Annotated in this window: 17 protein-coding genes; 9 read left to right on the forward strand and 8 right to left on the reverse strand. The window is 69.2% G+C overall.

From position 1 onward, the window contains the following. The 3 genes from ABZY89_RS10740 to ABZY89_RS10750 form a co-directional block, all read right to left on the reverse strand. Positions 1–237, reverse strand: coding sequence for a helix-turn-helix transcriptional regulator (locus tag ABZY89_RS10740; RefSeq protein ID WP_350663721.1), 237 nt, complete (start codon positions 235–237; stop codon positions 1–3). Continuing rightward, entirely contained in the window at positions 237–998 is a 762-nt protein-coding gene (locus tag ABZY89_RS10745; RefSeq protein ID WP_355226976.1) for a DUF2975 domain-containing protein, read from the reverse strand. Before ABZY89_RS10745 ends, ABZY89_RS10740 begins: the two co-directional genes overlap by 1 nt. Positions 999–1,100: 102 nt before the next feature. Further along, complete coding sequence (locus tag ABZY89_RS10750; protein ID WP_355226978.1) at positions 1,101–2,939, reverse strand: hypothetical protein; 1,839 nt, start codon at positions 2,937–2,939, stop codon at positions 1,101–1,103. Positions 2,940–3,335: 396 nt separating this feature from the next. Here ABZY89_RS10750 and ABZY89_RS10755 point away from each other — a divergent pair, with 396 nt between their 5' ends. Both ABZY89_RS10755 and ABZY89_RS10760 read left to right on the forward strand, forming a co-directional pair. Beyond that, complete coding sequence (locus ABZY89_RS10755) at positions 3,336–7,310, forward strand: carboxypeptidase regulatory-like domain-containing protein (RefSeq protein WP_355226980.1); 3,975 nt, start codon at positions 3,336–3,338, stop codon at positions 7,308–7,310. A gap of 150 nt (positions 7,311–7,460) precedes the next feature. Next, entirely contained in the window at positions 7,461–8,618 is a 1,158-nt protein-coding gene (locus tag ABZY89_RS10760) for a hypothetical protein (protein WP_355226981.1), read from the forward strand. 124 nt (positions 8,619–8,742) lie between these two features. Here ABZY89_RS10760 and ABZY89_RS10765 read toward each other — a convergent pair whose 3' ends face one another. Further along, entirely contained in the window at positions 8,743–9,318 is a 576-nt protein-coding gene (locus ABZY89_RS10765) for a mismatch-specific DNA-glycosylase (protein WP_355226982.1), read from the reverse strand. A 203-nt stretch (positions 9,319–9,521) separates the two neighbouring features. On the opposite strand from ABZY89_RS10765, the gene ABZY89_RS10770 reads away from it, so the two are divergent. The 5 genes from ABZY89_RS10770 (at position 9,522) to ABZY89_RS10790 (ending at position 13,946) form a co-directional block, all read left to right on the forward strand. Further along, positions 9,522–9,932: a hypothetical protein gene (locus tag ABZY89_RS10770; RefSeq protein ID WP_355226984.1), complete on the forward strand. Its 411-nt coding sequence runs from the start codon at positions 9,522–9,524 to the stop codon at positions 9,930–9,932. A gap of 10 nt (positions 9,933–9,942) precedes the next feature. After that, complete coding sequence (locus ABZY89_RS10775; protein WP_355226985.1) at positions 9,943–11,184, forward strand: site-specific DNA-methyltransferase; 1,242 nt, start codon at positions 9,943–9,945, stop codon at positions 11,182–11,184. A 27-nt stretch (positions 11,185–11,211) separates the two neighbouring features. Beyond that, the gene (locus ABZY89_RS10780) at positions 11,212–12,039 is read left to right on the forward strand and encodes an MBL fold metallo-hydrolase (RefSeq protein WP_355226987.1); all 828 of its coding nucleotides are present in this window, start codon (positions 11,212–11,214) and stop codon (positions 12,037–12,039) included. 108 nt (positions 12,040–12,147) lie between these two features. After that, entirely contained in the window at positions 12,148–12,798 is a 651-nt protein-coding gene (locus ABZY89_RS10785) for an HNH endonuclease family protein (RefSeq protein WP_350663736.1), read from the forward strand. Positions 12,799–12,830: 32 nt separating this feature from the next. Continuing rightward, a complete protein-coding gene (locus ABZY89_RS10790; RefSeq protein WP_355226989.1) occupies positions 12,831–13,946 on the forward strand; it encodes an FUSC family protein in 1,116 nt (371 codons plus the stop codon). Here ABZY89_RS10790 and ABZY89_RS10795 read toward each other — a convergent pair. Then, on the reverse strand, positions 13,943–15,070 hold the full coding sequence (locus tag ABZY89_RS10795) for a glutamate--cysteine ligase (RefSeq protein WP_355226990.1): 1,128 nt from the start codon (positions 15,068–15,070) through the stop codon (positions 13,943–13,945). The two genes, ABZY89_RS10790 and ABZY89_RS10795, sit on opposite strands and share 4 nt — an antisense overlap. A 97-nt stretch (positions 15,071–15,167) precedes the next feature. Between ABZY89_RS10795 and ABZY89_RS10800 the strand changes: the two genes are divergently transcribed. Further along, positions 15,168–16,493 (forward strand): threonine/serine exporter family protein, encoded by a 1,326-nt coding sequence (locus ABZY89_RS10800; RefSeq protein WP_355226991.1) that lies wholly within the window; start codon positions 15,168–15,170, stop codon positions 16,491–16,493. On the opposite strand, the gene ABZY89_RS10805 is transcribed toward ABZY89_RS10800, so the two are convergent. The 3 genes from ABZY89_RS10805 to ABZY89_RS10815 are packed head-to-tail and all read right to left on the reverse strand — an operon-like array spanning position 16,488 to position 19,377. After that, positions 16,488–17,012, reverse strand: a complete 525-nt coding sequence (locus ABZY89_RS10805) for a DUF402 domain-containing protein (RefSeq protein WP_355226993.1) — start codon at positions 17,010–17,012, stop codon at positions 16,488–16,490. The genes ABZY89_RS10800 and ABZY89_RS10805 overlap by 6 nt on opposite strands. Before the next feature lie 17 nt (positions 17,013–17,029). Then, positions 17,030–17,866 (reverse strand): SDR family NAD(P)-dependent oxidoreductase, encoded by an 837-nt coding sequence (locus ABZY89_RS10810; RefSeq protein WP_355226994.1) that lies wholly within the window; start codon positions 17,864–17,866, stop codon positions 17,030–17,032. Further along, positions 17,863–19,377 (reverse strand): NAD(P)/FAD-dependent oxidoreductase, encoded by a 1,515-nt coding sequence (locus ABZY89_RS10815; RefSeq protein WP_355226996.1) that lies wholly within the window; start codon positions 19,375–19,377, stop codon positions 17,863–17,865. The genes ABZY89_RS10810 and ABZY89_RS10815 overlap by 4 nt, the downstream gene beginning before the upstream one ends. A 48-nt stretch (positions 19,378–19,425) precedes the next feature. Between ABZY89_RS10815 and ABZY89_RS10820 the strand changes: the two genes are divergently transcribed. Then, entirely contained in the window at positions 19,426–20,019 is a 594-nt protein-coding gene (locus ABZY89_RS10820) for a TetR/AcrR family transcriptional regulator (RefSeq protein ID WP_355226998.1), read from the forward strand. Positions 20,020–20,051: the final 32 nt, after the last annotated feature.

Consider the following 20,051-nt stretch of genomic DNA (forward strand, 5'->3'; position numbering starts at 1 on the left):
TCACCGTGGTGACGAACGCGGGAGCCTGGACTCGTCCGGGACATGGATCAGCAGGTCGCCGGGTTGGCAGTCGAGCTCGCGGCAGATGGCGTCGAGGGTGGAGAGGCGGATCGCTCGCGCCTTGCCGGTCTTGAGAATCGAGAGGTTGGCAAGGGTGATCCCGACCCGGTCACTCAGTTCGGTGAGGGTCATCCTCCGGTCGAGCAGGACGTGATCGAGTCGGACATCGATCGCCATCAGACCGTCAGCCTCTGTTCGTGTTCCAGGCGTACACCACGTTTGAAGACCTCGGCCAGGAGCAGCAGCAGGATCCCGAAGGCGATCGGGGTGAGCTCCATGCCGGGCTCCATGGAGCCTAGTTCAAGGTTGTTGACGTCGCTGTACGTCGCCAGGTGGTAGTCCCAGGCCTTCGGGCTGAGGAACAACCACAGGAACGGCTCCACGAACTCCCAGGCGATCAGGGTCGCACCGATGATCCGAAGCCGGCGGACGACGCGGTCGGTGAAGGGTTCGCCCTGGGAGGCCGCGCGCAGCAGCAGCCAGAGTTGGGTGAGGAGAAAGGCGACGATGAGCAGGCTGAGCGCGGTCATCGCGTACAACGACGCGATCAGTGGGTTCCAGCCGGGGTCGGTCTCGAAGTACATGCGGCCCTCGAACAAGACTCCCACGGCCCGGACATCGTCCGGAATCACGACGTATCCTTCCCGCTGCGTTTCCAGGTGGTGGAAGTGGGCGTTCTCGCAGTCCAGGTTGGTGGGATCGACGTCGAGATCGATGCGTGGGCAGATGTCGGCGTACGCCGAGACCTCCCACGACGGCTGGTAGCTCAGGTCGATCAGATCGGTGCCGGGGATGAGGCTGATCCGCTGGGGCAGTTCGGTGCGCCCGGACAGCCCGGACACGGCCGTTGCGACTACCGCCAGCGCCGCGAGGGTGGTGACCGCCGCTGCCGCGAGGGCGATCCAGGCGGCGATGGCGAACGCGCGATTGTGGCGCATGGCTCTCCGTTTTTCGATAGAGATTTATCGAAAAACAATATAGATCGATCGACGACAGGCGTCCCGAGAACTGCCGATCTCGGGTCGACCGCGGAGCCCGACCTAGGGCTCCATGTCGTCGTGGACGACGACGCGGGAGAGCTCGATGGTGCCGTCGGGGCACTTCCAGAAATGCAGCCGGCGGGCGCTGGGTGTGTGGATCTGCATCGAGACGCGGTAGCAGACGGCGCCATCGGTGCGGGACTGTGGCGCGGCGTTGCCCCCGGCAGATGTACGCAGCTGGTGCAGCTCGCGGCCGGTCGACTGCTCCGCGAGGCCGGTGAGCACCTCCATGACCACGTCGGCGATCTTGTCGACGGCGATGCCCTCGAGCGCGTCGACGCTGTCGAGGAACCGCTCGCCGATCGCGTACGTCGGCAGCGGCCGGGTCGGCTGCTCGCCGACCGGGATCCGGCGGGCCCAGGCGGCCTCGACCAGGTGACGGAAGCCGCGCTCGCGGTCGGCGAAGACGGGCAGGGCGACGTCGGGCGGGGCGGTGCGCTGCTTGGCGCGGCGCAGCTGGGAGCGCATCCGGGCCAGCTCGGCGTCGCGGGTCTCGACCTGACGGGCCGCGCGGGCGAGGTCCTTGGCGAACTGCACGCGCTCGTTGCGCAGCCCGGAGACCTGGTCGCGGAGCTCGGTCAGCTCGGCCTCGAGATGGGCCTTCTCGGCCTTGATCGCGGTGACCTGCAGTGACATCGACTGCACCGCGGCCTTCTTCGCCGGCGCGTGCTCCTTCTCCGGCACGGGCTCGGGCGATGGCGCCGGCGCGGGTGCCGGCCGGACCGCGCGGACCGGTTCGCCCTTGCGCCGCGGCATCATCGCGGGACTCGGGATCGCCGGCCTGGCCGGAGCCTCGACCACGGGCTCGGCAGCAGGCTCAACCGGCTCGATCGGCTCGACCACCGGAGCGACCTCAGCAGGTGCGGGCTCGGGATCGACATGCTCGACGACCGCAGGCGGCGGAGCATCCGGGTCGAGCCAGGGCGGGCCACCGGCGTACAGGGCGAGAGCCTCGCGGGCCGTGTCGTGCTCGCGGACCTCGCGCAGCGACAGCCGCCACTTGGGTCCGGTGGCGACGACCCGCGCGAGCACGACCTCACCGGGGGTGAGGAGCGCCGAGAGGTCGTCGTCGGGGTCGCCGGTCACATCCGAGCGGAAGAGTTCGACGGTGACGTCGGGATGCAGGCGCAGGTCGGCCGAGCCGGCCAGCACGGAGCGGACCTCGGCGGGGACGACGTCCCCGGCGGCGTACGTCTTCAATGCCTCTTCGGCGGTGGGGCGGCTCTCCCGGATGTCGAGCCAGCGCGACTTCTTCTCCAGTACGCCGTCGACGTGCATCCCGGGAGCGAGGACGCGCTCGATCGGGACCCCAGCCTGGGCGAGCTGGGGCGGGACCGAGGCCATGTCGCCACCAACTAGGTCCACCAGCGCGCGCTCGCTCATGATCGAGCGCACCGTGCCGGCGCGGCGCTCGCGGGTGGAGGCGGTGCGGGCGCTGTCGAAGAGGCCGGCCGCCGCAGCCATGTCGAGGGCGTCGTCGATGAGCTGCCCGGTGAGCTTGCGGCCCTCGGACTTGCTCCACGCGAACCGCAGCGGGGCCTGCAGCAGGTCGATGTTCCACGCCAGGCCGACCGGGTAGACCCGTCCGGCGCCGCCGTAGACCTGGGTGCCCGGCGTCATCTTGTTGGAGAAGGCCCAGGTGTGTCCGCCGGTCGTGACCAGGTAGAGGTCGGCGAGGTCGCCGATCTCGGCCGCGATCCGCTCGACGTCGGCGTAGGGCTCGGTGTGTCCTGACGCAACCGTCACCACCACGGTCGGTCTCGTGCGGGAGTCGCCGTTGAGCAACGCCGCCAGCGCCTCGGCCTCGGACGTGTTCGTCACGCGCTTGATCGCAGACATGCCCCTCCTTTTACAAAAACGTACAGCGAACGGAAAGCGGACCTACGTCAACGACCCGGCCTTTGACGGAGCATTCGTCGACGCCGATACCGGGGGCGGGTGTCAATGACGCGGAGGTGTCATATTTGCCTCGCCAACTTGTCTAGTCCCGGTGACGCTTTTACGACATTGGCAGGTATCTGCCGCGCTCGGGCGCCTCGAATGACTGCGGTTGTAACAAATCCGGAGAACGCTTTCCCCTGGCAATAATCGATCCGTCCGCATTACCCGGGAAATGTGCACGATCTCTGTTCGCGGGTTTTGCCGACGGTTTCCGCAAGGAGACCCACCTTGAGATATTCACGCCTCGGCCGATCGGCCGTAGCAGCCACAGGCATACTCGCCGCAACGGCTGCGATGCTTGCCACCCCCGCATTCGCCGGCACCCCTACCGCCGACGACAAGGCCCCCGCGGCCAAGCTCACGTCCACCCTCGAGTCGAAGTTCGAGAAGTCGGACTCGACCGACTTCTGGCTCCGGTTCTCCGACAAGGCCAACCTCGGCCCGGCCTCCTCCATCGACGACTGGACCGAACGTGGCCAGTACGTCGTCGACGCGCTCGAGAAGACGGCGAAGGCATCTCAGGCCGGCGCGGTCGCCGAGCTCGACTCCGCCAAGGTCAGCTACAAGACGTACGCGATCTCGAACGCGATCCTGGTGAAGGACGGCTCCGAGGACCTGGCGCTGAAGCTGGCCGCCGACCCGGAGATCAAGACCGTCCACGAGCGGGCCAAGCTCTCGCTCGTGGAGCCGGTCAAGGAGGAGACGGCCACCAAGGCGCCGCAGGGCATCGAGTGGGGCATCGACTTCATCAACGCTCCCGAGGCGTGGGAGCAGGGCGCGACCGGCGCCGGCATCGTGGTCTCCAGCGTCGACTCCGGCACCGACTACACCCACCCGGCACTGGTGAACCAGTACCGCGGCAACAACGGTGACGGCACCTTCACCCACGACTACAACTGGTATGACGCCTACGGCGACTGCTCCAGCGGTCCCTGCGACCTCGACGGCCACGGCACCCACACCATGGGCACCATGATCGGAGACGACGGCGCCGGCAACCAGATCGGTGTCGCACCCGACGCCGAGTGGATCGAGACCAACGGCTGCTGCGGCAGCGACGCCGGACTCCTCGAGTCGGGCTGGTGGCTGCTGGAGCCGACCGACGCCGCCGGTGAGAACCCGGACGTCGCCAAGCGCCCGCATGTCATCAACAACTCCTGGGGCTGGAACGGCGTCGGCTACATCGACTCCTTCTTCGACGACGTGAACGCCGCCTGGAACGCAGCCGGCCAGTTCTCCTCGTGGGCCTCCGGCAACCCGGGCTCGATGTGTCAGGGGACGTCCTCCCCGGGCGCGAACGTGCTCACGTACTCGGTGGGCGCGGTCGACTCCTCCGGAGCCGTCGCCTCCTTCTCGGGCCGTGGTTCGGGCCAGAACGGCCTGGTCAAGCCCAACATCGCGGCACCGGGCGTGAACGTACGCTCCTCCCTCCCGGGTGGTTCGTACGGCAGCTACAACGGCACCTCGATGGCCGCCCCGCACCTCGCGGGAGCCGTCGCGGCGCTGTGGAGCTACAACCCCACCCTGATCGGTAACGTCGAGGAGACCCGCCGCCTGCTCAACGAGGCGGCGACCGACGCCGACGACACCACCTGCGGTGGCACCGCCGAGAACAACAACGTGTACGGCGAGGGCTACCTCGACCTGGCGCGCCTGATCGCCCTGGCTCCGGCCGAGGGCGGCACGGTCGCCGGCACCGTCACCAGTGGCGGCGAGCCGATCGAGGGCGCGACCGTCGAGCTCGACGGCGAGGCTCTCGACCGCACCCTCACCACCGACGCCGAGGGCCACTTCTCGGCCGGTGTCTTCGTCGGTGACTACGACCTGACCACCTCCGCCTTCGGCTTCGTCACCGAGACGGGGTCCGCGACGGTCACCCAGGACGCCACCACGACCGTCGACTTCGACCTCGCCGAGGCTCCGAAGCACACGGTCAGCGGCTCGGTCACCAACGCCAGCACCAACGCCCCGATCGCGGGGGCCGAGGTCCAGCTCTCGCCGGGCAACCTGTCCGCGACCTCGGGCGCCGACGGGACCTACTCGATCGCGGGCGTCCCGGAGGGGACGTACACGATCTTCACCGAGGGGTCCGGCTGTGCCGAGGCCACGAGCTCCGAGATCGAGGTCACGGGCGCGAAGACGCACAACGTCAAGGTGGTCTTCTCCTACGACGGCTACGGCTACTTCTGCTCGGAGGGCTCGAGCGGCGTACGCTCCGGCACCACCGCGCTCGGGTTGGACGGTGACGACGCCGCCGCTTCGGTGGACCTGCCGTTCAGCTTCCCGCTCTACGGCGGCAGCTACGCCAAGGCGTACGTCGCATCGAACGGTCACGTGAACTTCCTCGCGTCCAGCACGGCCTACGGCAACGGGGCGATCCCGTCCACGGCCGTGCCGAACGCGGCGATCTACCCGTTCTGGGACGACCTCGACGCCCGCGGTGAGGCCGACGTGTTCACCGCAGCGACGACGGTCGACGGCGTGGACGCGTTCGTCATCGAGTGGCGCGACGTCTACCCGCTGAACAGCTCAGACCTGCTCGACTTCTCGGTCACCCTCTTCGAGGACGGCCGGGTCGAGCTGGGCTACGGGGACCTGCCCACCGCGGACCGGGCCCTGGGCGGCTCGGCCACGATCGGCATCGAGAACGCCACCGGCACGATCGGCACCCAGTTCTCGCTCAACACCGCCTCGCTGAGCGACAACAAGTCGATCACCTTCGACCTGGCCCCGATGGGCACGGTCTCCGGTGTCGTCAAGGACTACAACACCAAGGCAGGCATCGACGGCGCCGAGGTCACCCTGACCCCGACCGCCGGCGGGTCCGTCAAGACGGTCGAGACCGGCGCCGACGGCTCCTACAGCGTCGACCTGGTGACCGGGAAGTACGGCGTGAGCTTCACTGCGCCCGACTACGACCCGATCAGCCGCAACCTCACCGTCGCCGAGGACACCACGCTCACCTCCAACGCCCAGCTCAAGGCCGGCCAGCTCGCCGTCACCCAGACGGCGCTGAACGCCAGCCTCGCGATGGGTGGCTCGGTCTCCCGCAACCTGAAGATCACCAACACCGGGTCAGCGCCCGCCGAGGTCGATCTGGGTGCCACCGGCGAGGAGATCGTCATCCAGGGCGACAAGACCGCCTCGGCCGGTGTCACCAAGAGCGTCACCAAGAAGGCCACGACGGTCGAGACCAAGCCGGGCGCCGGCTCGAAGGCGTCGGGCCTGACCTCGTCGAAGTCGGGGAGCAAGCTCGGTTCGTCGGGGCAGCCCTCGGTGACCGCTCTCGCGCCGACCCCCGCGGGTGAGACGACCCTGTCCCACTCGAGCTCGCACGAGGTCGTGCAGGCCAGCTCGGTCGCGTGCCCCTCGGGGACCACGACGATCCTGCGCACCTACTCACCCGGTGACTTCGGGATCTCCGGCGGCTTCACGCCCACCAGCGTGAGCTTCGCGGTCCAGGAGTCGGCGAACGGGAGCACGCCGGTGACGGCGACGCTCTACACGTTGCCGGAGGGTGCGGCGTTCACCTTCGCCAACCTGACCCCGATCGGGTCGGGTACGACGACGGTGACCGGCGACTTCGGGGCGACCTACACCGTGCCGATCGCGGCGTCGGCGGAGATCGCGCCGGACGACATCCTGGTCGTCTCCGTCGCCGGTGGTGCGGTCTACTTCGGTGGCAACGCCGCCGCCGAGACGTCGCCGACCTACCTGGCCTCCGACGCCTGCGGTACGCCGGAGCCGACCGACGCCGCGGAGCTCGGGTTCCCCGACTCCAACATCATTCTCGATGTGACCGGCGAGGCCGGTGGCGGCGGTGGTATCGCGTGGCTGGACGTACAGCCGCCGTCGTTCACCCTGGCGCCGGGCAAGTCGGTCACCGCGATCGCCACGTTCGCCGCCACGGTCGACCAGCCGGGCACCTACACGGCCGACGTGGTCATCGGGAACAACACGCCCTACACCGTGGCGCCGGTCCCGGCGACCATGATCGTGAAGGCGCCCGCTGGCTGGGGCAAGATCACGGGCACGGTGACGGGTTCTGGTGAGGCGCTCGAGGGTGCTGTGGTGGCCCTCGACGGCGTGTCGTACGACGTGACGCTTCGGACTGATGCGGACGGCACCTACGGGTACTGGATGCAGAAGTCCAACGCGCCGCTCCAGGTGGTCGTCGCGGCCGACGGGTTCGTCCCGGCGACCAAGAAGGCGCAGATCGTGGCTGGTCAGACGACTGTCTACGACTTCGACCTGAAGCCGCTCGACTAGCACTCGACCGGCTCGACCGCGAGGCCCCGGGCACCAGTCGGTGTCCGGGGCCTTCGCGTGTTTGTTCGGAACGGCTCTGGCGGGGCTTGAATGTCGGTGCTGCGGTGTACGATCGCGGCGCTTGCGAGAACAACCCCCTAACCAGCCCCTATGCCTCATTCCTCCATGCCGGCCGTCGCCGAGATCCTGCGCCTGCGGGCTCCGTTGAGCCTGCAGGTCCTGCGCGCCGCTTTGAAGGGCAAGCGGGTGCTGCTGACCGAGGAGGAGCTGCTCGCCGTGCTGAACTCGGGCGGCTTCGTCGAGGGGCCGCCGGGGCAGTGGAGCCTGGCTCCGGCCCCGACCGCGGCGCCCGCGCCGGCTCGGTTCAACCAGGCCTCACTGGCTTCGCGTGTGGGCGTCGAGGGTGACGTACTCGTGAAGGTGCTGGACGCGCTGGTGACCGACCACCCCGAGGTCAACTGGGGTGCGCTGCGGGACCGGCTCGAGTCGGGCGCCGATGTCGCGGTCTCCGACCGCACCCTCGGGCTGCTCGAAGAGGGCGTACGCCGCTTCGAGGTCGCCCGGCTGCGGGCCGAGAAGCAGCGGGCCGAGGAGCGTGCCCGGGAGGCGGAGCGGCGCCGCGAGCTGCAGCAGCTGGCCGAGAGCGAGGTCGCGATGCTGCGCGCCGAGCTCGACGACGAGCGGCGCCGAGCCCACGACGCGGCCCTCGAGCGGGACCGGCTGCGGCAGGAGGCCGAGAAGCTGGTGGCGCTGAAGGAGCAGGAGACCGCCTCGTGGGTGGCCACCGCCGCGGGCGGCTGGATGCTCGACCTCGGCGCCCCGGAGACCTTCGGCGAGGAGAAGCTCCGTCAGGCGCTCGGCCAGCTCGAGTCGGCGCTGGTCGTGCTCAACGTGAGCATCGGTTCGCGGGAGCTCGAGGCGGTCGTGGTGCATCCAGGTGGGGTCGCGGTCATCGAGCAGCACGACATCCCCTCGACCGCGGGCATGGTCGAGGTGCCGGCCTCGGGCGCGGCGTCCGTCGAAGGCCGCCCGCTGGAGGTCGCCGATCCGCGGGCCGATGTGCTCGCCGCCGTACGCCTTCTCCAGAAGACCGCTTCCCTCGACCTCGCCTACCTGCCCGTGCTCGCCTTCCAGGGGCCTGCCGAGGCCGAGGGTGAGGACGTGCTCGTCTGCCTCACCGCCGAGGTCGACCTCGCCGTCGACGACATGCTCCACTCCCAGTCGTCGCGGGTCTCGCCCGAAGCCGCAATCGCGCTCCTCGCCAAACTAGGCGTCCCCGACCTGCCGGAAGCCCCGACAGGCTTCTGACCTCCCGCAGCTTCTGACCTCCCGCCGAGAGGTCAGTTTCTGACGCTGAGACGTCGATTTCTGAAGTCGAATGGACCATTCGACGTCAAAAATCGACTCTTCGGCGGGCGGGCGGGCGGGCGGGTCAGATCAGGCCGGCGGCGCGGGCGGCCTCGGCGTAGGCGGCGGCCAGGGTCGGGACGGTCTCGTGGGCGTTGAGGCCCGACGGGTTCGGTACGACCCAGAGCTCGGCGCCGGCCAGCGGCTCCGGTTGGAGGCCCTGCTTGGCCTTGGGGCGGTTGAACGCGGTCCGGTAGGCGGTGATCCCGGCGATCGCGACGACGGCTGGTTTCCGACGTGCGACCAGGGAGAACAGCTCGGCGCCGCCCTCCTTGAGCTCGGCGTTGCTGAGCTCGGACGCCTTCGCGGTGGCACGACGGACGATGTTGGTGAAGCCGATGCCCCGGGCCCGGAAGTAGTCGCGGTCCTCCGCTGTCATCCCTGCGGAGGCGTCGATCGGCCGGGTGGTGATCCCGGCCCGGAAGATCGCCGGATAGAAGCGGTTGAGCGGGTGCGCGAAGTGGGTCTGGGTCGCTGCCGTCCACAGGCCGGGGTTGATGCCGACGAAGAGGAGCCGCAGGGGCTGGTCGTCTGCCGGAAGGAGGTCGGGGACCGAGGCGCCGTAGTAGGTCTGGAGCTCGGCCTGGGTGAAGCGGGCCACGGCGTGATCCTTCCATCTCAGTAACGACGTGCCGGTCGGGGGTGCAACAGCAAGGTGCCGTGGGGAGTATGTGAAATATGCACCCCACGCGTCCTCTCCCACTCGCACTCGCTGCGACGGCGCTCCTGGTCTCCGCCTGCGGCACCCCCGATGAAGCGACCGACCCGGCCTCGAGCCCGTCGGCCTCGTCTTCCGCAACCCCGATGCCCAAGCCGAAGCCTCAGCCCGAGCCGTCCCGTCCGCCGAGCTCGGAGAAGCCCGTACGCGGCCTGGTCTCCGCCGGCGGCGCGGCCGAGGGCGACCTGGAGAGGACCGCGACGCCCCTTCCGGACGAGGCTGCGATCAAGGCGTACGCGGCCACGCTGGGCACCTCGCTGCAGGCATCCTTCACCACCGAGGCGACCACGCTGCTCGCCCACGTCCCGCCCGGCCAGCGGCTCTATGCCCAGACGGTCTACGACGGCTGCGAGGCCCCGGACCCGGCTACGATCACGGCGGGCACGACCGGCGATGACGTGGTCCTGAGCGTCACGCCGCCGAAGAGCACCAAGATCCAGTGCCTGGTGGCGGAGCGATCGGTCGCGTTGCTGAGCACTGATATCCCGGTCGGCTAACGTTCCCCGCGTGGGGGAGCCGTGGAACACATTCGTCGAGGGCGACAACCTCGACGTTCTTCGGGCGCTCTCGGTGGCGGGGGAGAAGTTCGACCTGATCTACATCGACCCGCCCTACAACACCGGCAGCCTCTTCGCCTACCACGACGACCGGCGCGGTGAGGACGGCCGGCGGGCCAGTCGCCACGAGGCCTGGGTCGCCATGATGAGGCCCCGGCTGCAGGCGGCGCGCACCGTGATGTCGGAGCGCGCGGCGATCTACGTCTCCATCGACGACAACGAGGCCGCCCACCTCAAGGTGCTGATGGACGAGGTCTTCGAGGAGCGCAACCAGCTCGCGCAGATCGTGGTCAACCTCAACCCCAAGGGCCGCCAGCTCGGCAACGGGTTCGCGACGTCCCACGAGTATCTGCTGGTCTACGCCAAGGACGCCCGGGCCTGCGCGCTGGAGTCGAGCATCCCCGAGGCCGTCAACGAGCAGGACTTCCCGCTCGTCACCGACGACGGGCGCCACTACCGGCGGCTGCCGCTGCGCAACACCAACAAGAAGTTCAACCCGGCGACCGCCAGGACCCTCCACTTCCCGGTGTGGGGAGACCCGGACACCGGTCGCGTCGCGGTCGAGCCGTTCGCCGGCGGCCAGGAGATCTGGCCGGTCTTCGGTGACGGTCGCCCCGCGGTCTGGCGGTGGAGCGCCCCGCTGATCGCGGCCCGTCCCCACGATCTGATGTGCCGTCGCGTACGCGGGAAGCTGGGGGAGCGGGTCGACGTCTACCAGCGCGACTGGCTCTCCCGCGACGCCTCCGGCGAGGCGAGGCGCAAGAAGCTCACCACGATCTGGATGGCCGAGGAGATCGGCTCGACCGACACTGCCGTCGCGGAGCTGAAGTCGCTGGTGGGGCCGCTGTTCGAGTCGCCCAAGCCGACCGGTCTGATCCGGCGGATCCTGGCCACGATGCCGACCGACGCGAGGGTCCTCGACTTCTTCGCCGGATCCGGCACCACCGGCCACGCGGTCGCGCTGGCCAACGTGGAGGACGGGGCGCGGCGTACTTGCTGGTCGGTCCAGATCGCCGAGACGACCCGGCCGGGTTCGAACGCGGCCAAGGCCGAGATGGCGTACGTCTCCGACGTCACCCGCGCGCGGCTGCGGGCCGTGGTCGCGGCCCACGGCAACGGCGGCGCGAAGGCGTTGGTCGAGCGCGACCTGGGTGAGCTTCTGGAGATGTCTGGCGTCACGCGAGGCGCGTAGGAGGCCAGGCCTGGCAGGATCGCGGCCATGACCCTCAGTGTTCCCCGCCTCCGGATCGGCTCGACCGAGATCATCGCGCTCGCCGACGGCGAGGGCCTGTTCTTCTCCCCGCGCGCCGACGCCTTCCCCGGGGCCACGGCCGCTCAGTGGGCCGAGGTCGACGACTACGATCCGGACGCGGTCGACGCCGAGGGCCGCTGGCGGCTCCAGTTCCGTGCCTACGCGATCCGCGGCGACAAGGGCATCACCGTCGTGGACGCCGGGATCGGTCCGGCAGACGGCCCGGCCGCCTCGTGGGCGCCCGTGCCCGGCGTGCTTCCTCAGTCGCTCGACGCTGCGGGCATCGACCCGGCCGAGGTCGACACCGTGGTGCTCACGCATCTGCACACCGACCACGTCGGTTGGGCGGTCGTGACCGAGGCCAACGGCCGCCGTCCCTACTTCCCGAACGCTGAATACCTGCTCCAGCGGGCCGAGTACGACGCCCTCGACGCGCTCAACCCCCAGCTTCGCGAGACCCTCACCGACCCGCTCACGGCGGCCGGTCGGCTCCGGCTCCTCGACGGTGACACGTCCCTGCGCGCCGGGCGCGCGGTCGCCACGCCCGGTCATACGCCCGGGCACCAGAGCGTGCTGGTCGGCGAGGGGCGCGAGCTGGCGCTTGTCACCGGCGACCTCCTGGTGCACGCGCTCCAACTGCTCCACCCCGAGCTCGCCTACTCACACGAGATCGATCCTGAGGTGGCCAGGCTCTCGAGGGAGCGCATGCTCAGCCGCGAAGCCGTCGGCACGCTTCATCTGGCGACGCTTCACCTGGCGACGCCGCATCTGACGGAGCCGTTCATCTCGGCGTGATCGCGCCTCTTGGTGAACTTCTCGAAACATCTGGTAACTGGGTTACACGGGGCGCGTAAAACGCGGCATCGTCAGGGGCGACCGAACACCTCACCTCGGGAGACCCCCATGAAACTCCGTGGCCTGTTCATCCTCGCCTGCGGCGCACTCGTGCCGCTCACGATTCCGGCGGCAGCGCACGCCGAGTCCTACTCCCAGCCGCTCTCGACCGCCATCGGCGACCTCTCGGTCGCGACCGAGAACCGCACCGGCTACAGCCGCGACCTCTTCCAGCACTGGATCGACGCCGACGGCGACGGCTGCAGCACCCGCAACGAGGTGCTGATCGCGGAGGCCGAGGAGGCCCCGACGGTCGGCTCCAGCTGCTCGCTGTCGGGCGGCCGCTGGTACTCCTACTACGACGGCCTCTCCTGGACCGCCACCAGCGACATCGACATCGACCACATGGTCCCGCTCGCGGAGGCCTGGGACTCCGGCGCCCGCACCTGGACCTCGACCGAGCGCAAGAACTACGCCAACGACCTCGGCTACTACGGCTCCCTCGTCGGCGTCACCGACAACGAGAACCAGGAGAAGTCCGACGCCGACCCGGCCGAGTGGATGCCCGACCTCCAGAAGTGCCGCTACCTGAAGGAGTACGTGTCGGTGAAGATCCGCTGGCGCCTCTCCGTCGACAGCACCGAGAAGTCCGCCCTCACCAACCTCACCTCCGCCAACGGCTGCGGCAGTCAGTCCGTCTCGGTGACCCTCGCCCGCTGATCCCGGGCGCCCGGCTGCCCTAGGATCTGCGCATGGCGTTCTCCACTCCCAGGGTCACACGTGACCAGGTGGAGTCCGACGTACGCCGCCGGCTGGCGCGGCTGAAGTCGAAGCGGTGGCACGTGCTGCAGGCCGCCGGGGCAGCCGGGGTGGCGTGGTTCATCGCGGCCACTCTGCTCGGCCACGCCCAACCCGTCTTCGCGCCGATCGCGGCGGTGGTCAGCCTCGGCACCTCCTACGGCCAGCGGCTGAGGAGGGTGACCGAGGTGACCATCGGGGTGGCGCTCGGGGTGTTCCTCGGCGACGTCGTGGTGCAGGTCATCGGCGACGGTGCCTGGCAGATGACCCTGGTGGTCGCGATGGCCATGGCAGTGGGGATCTTCATCTCGTCGGGCCAGGTCTTCCGCAACCAGGCCGCGGTGCAGTCCATCTTCGTGATGGGGCTGCTGCCGACGCCCGGCGCGGCGTTCACGCGCTGGACCGACGCGCTCATCGGCGGTGCGGTCGCGCTGGTTGCCGCCTCGATCGTGCCCGCCGCGCCGCTGCGGCGGCCGGGTGAGCAGGCGGCCGTGGTGGCCAAGAAGATCGCCTCGCTGCTGCGTGCCGCCGGCCAGGTGATGCTCGACGCGGATGCGGTCCACGGGCTCAAGGTGCTCGCCGACGCGCGTGCCACCGACCCGCTGATCCGCGAGCTGCAGGACGCCTCCGACGAAGGCATGTCAGTGCTGGCCGTCTCGCCGTTCCGGTTCCGACATCGAAGCCACGTACATCGCATGGCCGAGCTCGTCGAGCCCCTCGACCGTGCCCTGCGCAGCACCCGGGTCCTGGTGCGGCGGGCGGCGGTGTCCGCCTACCGCGGGGACGTGGTCCCGGAGAGCTACTACCAGCTGGCCTTCGGTCTCGCCGACGCCGTCGACGTCGTCGAGACCGAGCTCCGCGCTGGCCGCAGCCCGGACGGACTGAGCCAGGAGGCCAGGTCGGTGCTGCTCGCGGTCGGCGAGCACTCGGCCGAGGTGGAGCGTACGGAGTCGCTCAACGCCGAGGTCATCCTCGTCCAGATCAGGTCGATCATCGTCGACCTGCTCGGGGTCACCGGGATGGGGCAGTTCGAGGCGACCGACGCGCTGCCACCCCTGCCGCCTCGCTAGAGCGACCCGCGCAGGTCACGTACGACCGAGTCGACGACCGCGACCAGGTCGCCCTCGGTGGAGGCCGCGATGGCGCGTTGTCGCTGGTAGGAGGCACCCTTGTGGATGATGTCGTGCACCCCTGCGAGCTCCTTCTCGCAACCCAGGCGCGCGGCCACCGGCTCCAAGCGCACCAGAAGGTCGGCGAGGTCCTCGGTGACCAGCCGCTCCTCGGAGGCGTCGTTGAGGATCACGATCGCGTCCAGGCCGTAGCGGGCGGCGCGCCACTTGTTCTCCTGGACGTGCCACGGCGGCATCGTCGCGACCGGCTCCCCGGCCGCCACCCGGGAGTCCAGGTCGACACAGAGGCAATGCGCCAGGGCGGCGATCGCGGCCAGCTCCTGGACCGTGGAGACCCCGTCGCAGATCCGGTTCTCGATGGTGCCGATCCGGGGCGAGGGCCGGATGTCCCAGCGGATCTCGCTGATGTCCTCGATCACGCCGGTGACGGACTGGTCCGAGACGTACGCCTCGAACTCCTGCCACGTCGCGAACTGGAACGGCAGCCCGGCGGTCGGCAGCTGCTGGAACATCAGCGCCCGGTTGGAGGCGTAGCCGGTGTCCACGCCCGCCCAGATCGGTGACGAGGCCGACAGTGCCTGGAAGTGGGGGTAGTAGGTCAGCAGCCCGTTGAGCACCGGCATCAGCCGGTCCCGCTCCGGCATCCCGACGTGCACGTGTACGCCCCAGATCAGCATCTGCCGGCCCCACCACTGGGTGCGGTTGATCAGCTCCTGGTAGCGATGCCCCGCGGACAGCTCCTGCGTCGTCCAGGATGCGAACGGATGGGTCCCGGCGCCGAAGAGATCCACACCGAGATCGTCACCGGCACGGACCACGCCGACGGTCGTCTCGCGGATCTGGTCCATCGCCTCCTCGACCGTCCCGCAGATCCCGGTGACGATCTCGACGGTGTTGCGCAGCAGCTCTTTGTGGATCCGCCCCGGGTGGGGAACCCGAGGCTTGGCCCGGGCGAAGAGATGGTCCGCGACGTTGACCAGATCCCGGGTTTCGCGGTCGACGAGTGCGAGCTCCCACTCGACGCCGAGCGTCGGTCGGGGGGAGGGATGGAAGTCGATCCGCATGTATTGAGCGTTCCTTGCACGGGCCCGTTTGTCGAGCATCGTGAATGCCTGTCGGTCACCGGCCCAATGGCACCCTGTGACGGTGGATGCGCGAGAGGTGAACCTGACTCTGGACTTCTGCCTTCGCGTCGGTGAGCTGCTGATCTCGACCGGCGCCGGGGCCGCTGACGTGACCGCGACGATGAGGTCGCTCGCCCAACATCTGGGCCTTCGCGAGGCCGAGGTCGACGTCACCTACACCAGCCTCTCGATGAGCTATCAGGCCGATCCCGAGGCGATCCCGATCCACACCACCCGCCAGGTCAAGAACCGCACGATCGACTACGACCACCTCACCGCCGTCGATCACCTGGTCCGCCAGGTAGTACGCGACGAGGTGGACCTCCAGGGCGCTCGGATCGCGCTGGGTCGCATCATCTCCGGCGGCCACCGCCGGCCGCGCTGGGCGGTGACGCTCGGCATGGCCGTGATGGCCGCCGCGTTCACCGTCTACGTGGGTGGTGAGGTTCGCGTGATCATCCTCGCCTTCATCTCCGGTGCCGCGATCGACCAGCTGCAGCACTTCCTCCACCGCCGCTGGCGGCTGCCGCTCTTCTACCTGCAGGTCGCGGGCGCGGGTGTGGCCACGCTGCTCGCGGTCATCGCCGCGGCGCTGCCGCTGGACCTCGACGTGTCCACGTCGATCACCGCCAACATCACCGTGATGCTGGCCGGGATCAGCTTCATGGGTGCCCTCCAGGACGCCCTGACCGGGTTCCATGTCACCGCCAGCGCGCGGATCATGGAGGCGCTGGTCTCCACGGCCGGGATCATCGCCGGAGTCACCGGTGGTCTGGTCTTCGCGGGCGCGGTCGGGGTGCCGATCAGCGGCGCGGTGACGGGAAGCGTCACGTCGCTGCAGTCGATCACGCTCGCCACCGTCGGTGGTGCGGTGGGCGCCGCGGCCTTCGCCTACGCGGCGTACGCGCCCAAGCGCACGCTGGCCCCGATCGCGGTCATCGCCGGCGTCGCCGTGATCCTGTCGATCGTCGTACCCGGCGACGTCGGGCGTACCTGGCGGGTGGCCGTGGCCGCCCTCTTCATCGGTCTGATCGCCTACTCGGTCGCCACCCGGCTGAAGGTGCCGCCGCTGGTCGTCGTGGTCTCGTCGGTCGTGCCGTTCCTGCCCGGATACTCGATCTACCGCGGTCTGACGATGCTCGCCCAGGAGACGCCGGCGACCACCTCGGTCGGCCTGGTCGCCCTCTTCACCGCGGCGTCGGTCGCGCTCGCCCTCGCCTCCGGCGTCTATCTGGGCGAATACATCGCCCAGCCGCTCAGTCGCCGGTCGTGGCGGATCGAGACGCGCCTGTCCGGGCCGCGCCTCGTCGGTCCGCTGCGGAAGGACCGAGCCCCGGTGCCTGTCGCCGAGACCGACTCATAGGCCGCTCAGCACCTCGAACCAGCGCTCGGGGGTCGTGTCGTACGGCGCCTGGCTCTCCTTGACCGCGAGGAAGACGCGCTCGGCGGAGCCCTCGGTCATCGAGATGATCTCGGGCGGGTAGCCGTACTCGAGCTGGTGGTGCTCGAACTCGTCCTCGTCGTCGATGTAGACCGAGCCGTCGAACTTCTTCACCACGTCGAGGTCCAGGTCGATGCATGTGACGGTCGAGTCCTGCCACACCGGCGGGGTGCACATGTCGACATATATCTGCGAGCTCACCCGATCGTTGGGCCGGTTGAACGCGGGGAAGTGGGCCGCGTCGTGGTGGGGGACCAGGCTGACCGACTCCCAGTCGGCGACCCAGCCATGGCCGGGGCGGGCGAACTCGGTGCCGACCGGGTGGCCGATCCACTCACCGTGCTCGTCCTCGCCGAGGTAGAGGCCCGCGAAGGACCAATGAGGCCGGCCACCCCACTTCGTGAACTCGACACGAACAGGGTGACCGGCCTCGAAGCGCATGCCGCTCAGTCTAGAGATCAGCCGTTCTTCTTCGGCATCACGTACTTGGCCCCCATCGCGATGAGGTCCTGGTAGCGCGAGCCGGTGAACTTGCCGAAGTTGTGGATCACATGGGCGTCGAGGCCGACCAGCACGCGGGCCTGCTTCTTCTCGATGCCCTTGACGATGATCTCCGCGGCGCGAGCCGGCTCCATCTTGGCGAGCTTCTCGTCGAAGAACTTCGCGGTCGCGGCCTGGTCGTCCTTGGCCGAGACGCGGGCGCTGCGGGCGACCGCGGTCTTGATGCCGCCGGGGTGGACCGAGGTGACGCCGACGTTGTGACCGTCGATCAGCATCTCCTCGCGCAGCGCCTCGGTGAAGCCGCGCACGGCGTACTTCGCCGCGTTGTAGAAGGCCTGGTCGGGCATCGAGACCAGCCCGAACAGCGAGGAGATGTTCACGATGTGCGCGTCGCCGGACTCGATCAGGGCCGGCAGGAAGAACTTCGTGCCGTGCACGACGCCCCACCAGTCGATGCCCATGATCCAGTCGATGTCGTCCCAGTCGAGGTCGTTGACCCGGCCCGACAGCGCGACGCCGGCGTTGTTGATCACCACGTTGACCTGGCCGAAGTGGGCGATGACGCCCTCGGCGTACGTCTTGAAGGCCTCGCGGTCGGCGACGTCGAGCTTGTCCTCCTTGATCTCGCGGGCCCCGGCCTGCTTGGCGAGCTCGACGGTCTCGGCCAGGCCGGCCTCGTTGACGTCGGAGAGCGCCAGGCGGGCGCCGCGGCCGGCCAGGTTGACCGCGAGCGCGCGGCCGATCCCGGAGCCGGCTCCGGTGAGTACGACTACCTTGTCGTCGAAGGACTTCATGCGGGGACACTCTCCTTGGTCGTGGTGGCGGCGGTGACGGCGTACTTGTCGACGTCGAACTTGCTGGTCAGGTGGCGGAACAGGAAGGTGAAGCTCGGCCAGAGGGTGGTGTTGCGGCCGTGCTCGTCGAGATACCAGGACGCGCAGCCGCCCTCGGACCAGACGGTGTTGTCCATCTTGCGCTGCAGGTCGTCGTTCCAGGCGGAGGTGGCGTCCTCGGTGGGTTCGACGGTCGCGTAGGAGTTGGTGCGCATGGTGCGGATCGCGTCGCGGATGTAGGCCACCTGCGACTCGATCATGTAGACCATCGAGGAGTGGCCCAGGCCGGTGTTGGGGCCGACCACGAAGAAGAGGTTGGGGAACTCCGGGACCGTGGTGCCCTTGTAGGCGCTCATCCCGGTCTCCACGAACCGCTCGGCCATGGTGCGGCCCTTGCTGCCGGTGATGGCGTGAGCGATAGGCAGGTCGGTGGTGTAGAAGCCGGTCGCCACGACGAGGACGTCGATCTCGCGGCTGGTGCCGTCCTTGGCGACGATCGCGTTCTCGCTCACCCGGGCGATGCCGTCGGTGACCAGGTCGACGTTGTCGGCGGCCAGCGCGGGGTAGTAGGCGTTGGAGATCAGCGTGCGCTTGCAGCCGAGCGTGTAGTCGGGAGTGACCTTGCGGCGCAGCTCGGGATCCTTGATGCCGCGGCGGATGTTGTTCTTCGCCATCAGCTCGTGGGCCAGAGTCAGCTTGGGCTGCACGGCGAGGCCGAGGACGCGGACCTCGAGGCCCCAGTAGACCGCCGCGCGGGCGAGCCGCTGAACGCCGGGGACGTAGCGGAAAGCGGCCTTCTCGAGCTTGGAGTAGCGGTGCTCGTTGCGGGGGAGGACCCACGGCGCGGTGCGCTGGTAGACGTCGAGGCGAGCGGCCTTCTTCTGGATCTCCGGGACGATCTGGATCGCGCTCGCGCCGGTGCCGATCACCGCGACGCGCTTGCCGGTGAGGTCGACGTCGTGGTTCCACTGCGCGGAGTGGAAGATCTCGCCCTGGAAGCCTTCGATGCCCGCGATGTCCGGGAGCTTGGGCTCGGAGAGCGCACCGGGGCCGGCGATGACGGTGGTCGCTGCGTACGTCTTCTTCCCGGCCTTGCCCTCGGTCTCGACGAGCCAGCGCTTCCGGCTCTCGTCCCAGGTCGCGGCGGTCATCACGGTGTCGAAGACGAAGCGGTCCAGCGTGCCGGACTGCTCGGCGACCTTCTTGATGTACGCCTCGATCTCCGGCTGGGGCGAGAAGCTCATCGACCAGTCGGGGTTGAGCGCGAAGGAGTAGCTGTAGAGCTGGCTGGGGACGTCGCAGGCCGCGCCGGGGTAGGTGTTGTCGCGCCAGGTGCCGCCGACGCCGGAGCCCTTCTCGATGACGACGAAGTCGCGCTCGCCGTCCTCTTCGAGCTTGATCGCCGCGCACAGGCCTCCGAAGCCGGCACCGACGATCAGGTGGTCGACATGGGTGAGGTCAGCAGTGGTCATACCGAGAGTATTCTTGCCTATTGAACAGATGTCAATAGAATGGTGGGCATGAGCCAACGGACGAGACTGACGCCCGAGCAACGCCGCGAGCAGCTGCTCGATCTGGGCATTCGCCTCTTCGCGAACCACTCCCTCGACGAGATCTCGATCGACGTGGTCGCGCGTGAGGCCGGCATCTCGCGCGGGCTCCTCTACCACTACTTCGGCGACAAGATGGCCTTCCGCGAGGCGGTCGTACGCCGCGCTGCCGACGCACTCGTCGCCCAGACCGCCCCGCCCGAGACCGGCGAGCCCGTCGAGCGCCTGCTGGCGTCGATGACCGCCTATGTGGATTTCGTCGACGCCAACTACGAGGGGTACGTCTCGATGGTCCGCGGCGCCGCCAGCGACCCCGTCCTGCGCCAGATCTACGACGACGCCTTCGGCGCTCTCGGCGCCCGGATCTTCAAGGCCGATGTCGACTTCGTCGCCGACACCCCGGCCGCCCGCTTGATCGTCAGGGGATGGCAGGCGATGTCGGAGGAGCTGGTGCTGTCCTGGAAGGCCGATCCCGCAGGGCTGTCACGCGAGGAGCTGCTGGAGCTGCTCGCGGGATCGCTGCCGGTGCTGCTGGAGCTGCTCGGCACGCAGCTGAGGCCCTGAGAAAGGTACGTCCGGAGTGGAACCCCTCCGGG

This window comes from Nocardioides sp. NPDC006303 (assembly GCF_040613175.1).
Lineage (GTDB): Bacteria > Actinomycetota > Actinomycetes > Propionibacteriales > Nocardioidaceae > Nocardioides.